At 54.1% G+C, this 3,426-nt stretch carries 3 protein-coding genes and 1 pseudogene; 1 reads left to right on the top strand and 3 read right to left on the bottom strand.

The features are described 5' to 3' along the window. Positions 1-47 precede the first annotated feature (47 nt). Entirely contained in the window at positions 48-521 is a 474-nt protein-coding gene (locus Q0510_RS16145; protein ID WP_298714036.1) for an antitoxin Xre/MbcA/ParS toxin-binding domain-containing protein, read from the top strand. 357 nt (positions 522-878) lie between these two features. Here the strand turns inward: Q0510_RS16145 and Q0510_RS16150 are convergent, their stop codons facing one another. The 3 genes and pseudogenes from Q0510_RS16150 to Q0510_RS16160 all read right to left on the bottom strand — a co-directional run. Next, complete coding sequence (locus Q0510_RS16150) at positions 879-1,457, bottom strand: suppressor of fused domain protein (RefSeq protein ID WP_298714039.1); 579 nt, start codon at positions 1,455-1,457, stop codon at positions 879-881. Between the two features lie 121 nt (positions 1,458-1,578). Beyond that, positions 1,579-2,922 carry a RagB/SusD family nutrient uptake outer membrane protein gene (locus Q0510_RS16155; RefSeq protein WP_298714042.1) on the bottom strand — a complete coding sequence of 448 codons (1,344 nt, stop codon included), beginning with the start codon at positions 2,920-2,922 and terminating at the stop codon, positions 1,579-1,581. Positions 2,923-2,940: 18 nt separating this feature from the next. Further along, a pseudogene (locus tag Q0510_RS16160) lies at positions 2,941-3,426 on the bottom strand (SusC/RagA family TonB-linked outer membrane protein); the annotation flags it as partial.

Genomic DNA, 3,426 nt, shown 5'->3' on the forward strand with positions numbered 1-3,426 from the left:
TGGGAACTTGCCAACGATCTCCGCCGGAAAATCGCCAAATAACCGCCATGGAACAAATCACCGTCCACACCCGGCGCCGGAAAACCTGGCGGCGCAAACCAACATTGGTCGCCCTGTCATGCGGTGAAGACATCCTCGCCCGCTACCGCGAACTCTCCTTCCGCGAACGGGAACACCTGACCCAGGCCGGGTTCACCAAAAACCAACTGGTGAGCCTCAAAAACACCATGGGCATCGATTACGACACGCTCGCCGAACTGCTGGCCGTCACCACCCGCTGCCTGTACCTCAAAAAAGGGAACGATCTCTTCTCACCCAACACCAGCGACAGGATCGCCTCCATCCTGGAACTCTACTGCGATGGGCTCGACATATTCGCCTCCGTCGCCGAATTCAACACCTGGCTCACCACACCCCAGGTCCCTCTCCACAACCGGCGACCCCTCGACGTAGCAAAAACCCACCCCGGCCTCCTCAAGATCAGGGAACGCATGTTCCGCGAACGGATCGCCCGGCTATAGAAATTTCGAAATCTTCCAACCCAAACCGTAGTCCAGGTTCGTAACTATTCAACCTACCCGTAGTCGCCTTTGCATAACCCGCAATACCACCCGCGCCAGGTTTAGAACTTTTGCAATCGACTGGCTGCCCTGTCAAATCCAACTTTCTTACATTGAAAGACAACAAAATCCACTGACATGGCAACCCTCGATTCCATCATCCGTTTTACCGGTAAACTCGGTAACATCATCGCTTACAAACGCGGCGGCAAACACTTCCTTCGCAGCCGGCCCGAGACCGTCCGGCAGACGGAAGGTACTCCCTTCCCCAATTTTACCGGCAGCTCGCACTTTTATCCCTGCCAGAGACGTAGTTTTTCACTCACCGCCCACCAGGCACTTCCGGCCGGGGTTCATATAATCAAGCCCCTTCTCCTCAAACAGCACCTCCAACGCCTCGCAGCCATGTTCCATTTTATAATCCCGCTCATCCTTCGTGATGGGAATCAACCAATAACAATGGATTTCGTGGCCGTCGAGTTGGAAAAGTTCGATATCCTGATCGAGATAGGGTAGGGAAATGAAAGCGTGGTCGCATACGGAATCATCCAGCCAGGGTTGGCCAATGTTAACGGTGTGATGAATGTTCAACGGAAGCCCTGAACGGTGATAGGATGCACAATACGTTAGCAACTCCACCACCTTCCCATCGGGCTTCGGAGAAAACACAAATAGTTCAATCAGATTATCATCCAACCGGTCGGCAGACATGCCAACCGTACAATACATGAACGCACCGTGTCGCTTATTGGGAGGAACCTCCAGGACATAGAAGCCTCGATGTAATTTCTCTACCGGCCCCCGATCCATCTGCATTTTCTTGCCAGCCTGTCCAAAATATTTGGTGTAGTGCTTTTCCAGCTTCTCAATATATTGGGTTGAATCCAGTACCTGCATATGGAATGATTTGTTGATGCCTATTCAATAAAGATAAGCAGCCAGGATCGACAAGTCTATTAAAAAGCGAAGCCGGCCACGCACAAATCGCAGCCGGCTCCTCTCTTATATTTGAATCCACTTATATCGCCGGATCCTGCGGCGTACTCGGATTATTATCCCTTTCGCTTAACGGATACGGATAGAAATTCCGGTTCCTTTCCTCCCCAGGCTGATTCGGGCCCGGACGGCCAAACCGGCGGCTGTCCTCCAGCTCCTGGCCGCTGATGAACATCTCCAGCCTGCGCTGCTTGTAAATGTCGGTCAGGATCGCGGGTTGCGTCACAGCCCCGGCATACGGCGACTGGTTCGCCCCGACACCGTAAATATCATCCACCGCTTTTTTAGTCCGCACAGCGTTTAATGCTACGATCGCATTGGGGAACTGCCCCTGCCGCGCGTAATTCTCCGCGATGATGAGCATCATCTCCCCCGGCAGATACACCGGGTAAGACGCCACGTTGTTCAACGCGAAAGCCTTCAGCGGATAAGTGGTGGCCGTCGTCTGGCTGATGTAAAATTCCACACGGGGATCACTGTTCGCGGGAACCGGGGCCAATCCGTTGCGCAACCCTAATGAAGAGTCGATCGCGCCGTAAACGTTCCGCGTAGCCGCCAGGTCGCCGACAGGGTTGGGTGTGGCCGTGGAGAAACGGAACTCCGATTTCACCGTCTGGCTGGCGGCCTGGGCGTACGTGATAGCTTTGGTGCCATCCGCCGTGTTGTAGGTGCCGGTAATCATGCTTTGCATGTTGTAGAAGCGCGCCAGCAGGGCTTTGATGGTATTTTTCGCGTCGATGCCGGGAGGCACTTTGCCCAGGAACTTCGCGCTGATGGCGGTGGTCGCCAGATCGGTGTCGGCGCTCTCCAGCACCTGGATCACCTTCTTCAAAGCCTCGGCCCTTGGACTGAAAGTCGCGTTCACCCCATTCACCAACGGGATCTGCTCGTAATACTGCACCAGCATCCCCATACCCATCGCGTAAAAAATACTGGCGTACGCCTTCAACCCCATACGGTCCCCCGGGTCAGTGGCCACATCCAGGTGCGACAAAACCGTTTCCGCCTCGGTGCGCAGCAGCAAACACTGCGTCCACATCTGCGTAACAAAGGAATTGTTCAGCGTAATGGCGCCTTTCCCGGTTTCCACCTCCTTTTCACTCGTATTACCGATGTTGATCGTATACAAGGCATATACGCTATACCCGCCGCCAACGGTGCCACAATAAAATGGGCTCTGCCGGCCGATCGAATACCGGCGCTGCAAGCCGGCGCAAAGCGTCATCAGTGCATCGGGGTTCGTTTCCACACTGGGAACCGATCCCGCGCTGGGATTGATATATTCTTTGTTGCAGGATGCACCGGGAAGCAAAGTGCACCCAAGCAAAAAGGCAACTGCGATTCGTTTTATATAATGCGTTTTCATGTTACAATGCTTTTGGGTTTAGAAACTGGCGCGGAGCGATAATTGATAAGTTCTCGGAATAGGCACGTTGCCGAAGTCAATCCCGCGCAACACTGCACTGTTACCGCCGGCATTCGTCTCAGGATCATACCCGTCGTAACTGTCGAAGCTCACCAGGTTACGCCCCGTCAGCGATACGGTCATCGATTTCATCCAGCGTGCCAATGACGGCAATTCATAACTCAGCGATACTTCCCGCAGCTTAATGTAAGAAGCGTCTTCCACCCGGTATTCTTCCGTGTTATACACGGCGAAAATGTACCCGCGCGGCAATTCACCCTTGATCTCCTTCTCGGATATATCCCCGATCCCCACGCCCTGGCGGGTCCGGCGGTCGGCGTTGAAGACGTCCTGACCTAATGCACCGTCAAACAGGAAATTAAAGCTCAGTTTCTTGTAAGCCAGCGAGCTCCCGAAACTCAATATCCAGTCAGGATGCGGGCTCCCGATCACCTTGCGCATCAG

The sequence above is a fragment of the uncultured Chitinophaga sp. genome (assembly GCF_937874145.1).
Taxonomy (GTDB): Bacteria; Bacteroidota; Bacteroidia; order Chitinophagales; family Chitinophagaceae; genus Chitinophaga.